Origin of the sequence: Polynucleobacter yangtzensis (assembly GCF_001595965.1) — a bacterium.
Taxonomy (GTDB): domain Bacteria; phylum Pseudomonadota; class Gammaproteobacteria; order Burkholderiales; family Burkholderiaceae; genus Polynucleobacter; species Polynucleobacter yangtzensis.
In genome coordinates, this window is the sequence record NZ_LOJI01000025.1 from 1 (window position 1) to 1484 (window position 1484).

2 protein-coding genes are annotated in these 1484 nt (G+C 46.8%); both read left to right on the plus strand.

Annotation, left to right across the window (positions count from 1 at the left end; translation table 11 throughout):
• Positions 1-741 (plus strand): ABC transporter ATP-binding protein (locus tag JaK3_RS06765; RefSeq protein WP_150114227.1); only part of this gene is annotated, 741 nt, incomplete at its 5' end.
• A gap of 30 nt (positions 742-771) precedes the next feature.
• Positions 772-1484, plus strand: a 713-nt coding sequence (locus JaK3_RS06770) for an ABC transporter ATP-binding protein (RefSeq protein WP_068322576.1), incomplete at its 3' end; no start/stop codon positions are given.

A 1484-nucleotide genomic window follows, 5' to 3' on the forward strand; every position in this document is an offset into this window, starting at 1 on the left:
GTTGACTCTGTATTGATGCAGTTCGGTGGCCTGAAAGCATTGAACAACGTTGATCTGAGCATCAAGCGCGGCACCATCCATGGCTTGATTGGTCCTAACGGTTCCGGTAAGAGCACGATGATGAACGTGCTGACAGGTATTTATGTGCCTACAGCTGGTAACGTGTTGTACGCTGGCGAAAGCGTTGTTGGTAAGACATCTTCCGATATCGCCTTATCTGGTATTGCGCGTACCTTCCAAAACGTTCAGCTTTTCGGTGAAATGACTGCCATCCAGAATATTTTGGTTGGTTTGCATCACACCTTCAAGTCAAACATGGTGGAAATTGCATTGAATCTGCCACGCTATAAGCGTGAAGAGGCTGAAGCGCATGCTCGTGCAATGGCACTCCTCAAGTTCGTTGGTTTGGATGACTTGGCTAATGAAGAAGCGCGTAACTTGCCATACGGTAAGCAGCGCTTGCTCGAGATTGCCCGTGCCTTGGCATTGGATCCTGAGTTGCTCTTGTTGGATGAGCCAGCAGCAGGCTTGACAGCTCCTGACATTAAAGAACTCTTGCGCATTATTCGTAAGATCCGCGATAGCGGTATTACCTTCATCCTGATTGAGCATCACATGGATGTGGTGATGTCAGTTTGCGATACCGTTTCTGTATTGGACTTCGGTCAGAAGATTGCAGAAGGTAAACCAGCTGAAGTTCAGGCAGACGAGAAGGTGATTCATGCCTACTTGGGTACTTAATCACTAGAACATATTGAATCGGTAAATACCATGTTATCTATTAAGAATCTTGAAGCAGGCTACGGCAAAGTCAAAGTCCTCCACGGCATCAATATTGATGTTCCAAAGGGGCAGGTTATTACTTTGATTGGCTCAAACGGCGCCGGCAAAACAACAACTATGCGTGCCATCACTGGCATGATCAAACCAACAGCTGGTGAGGTCACTCTAGGCGGTGAAAAAATTGATGGTTATGACTCTCATAAAATCGCTCGCTTAGGTTTGGCCCATAGCCCTGAAGGTCGTCGTGTATTTACGACCATGTCAGTTACCGACAATTTATTGTTGGGCGCATTTCCACGCTTTACAGGCAGCCGTCCAAAAGGCGACATCAAGAATGATTTGGAAAAGTCTCTTGAAATGTTCCCTCGCTTGAAAGAGCGTCGCAATCAATTGGCTGGAACACTATCGGGTGGCGAGCAACAAATGTTGGCTATGGCCCGTGCTGTGATGCTCAATCCAGAGATTATTCTCTTAGATGAACCATCGATGGGTCTGGCACCAATTTTGGTTGAGGAAGTATTTAAGATCATTTCTAACTTGAAGTCACAAGGCGTGACCATGTTGTTGGTTGAGCAGTTTGCTGCTGCAGCCTTGAATGTGGCTGACTACGGTTATGTTCTTGAGAACGGTAAGATTGCTACTCATGGACCTGCTGCTAAGCTCAAGGATGATCCTGCTGTGAAAGCAGCTTACTTGGGTGG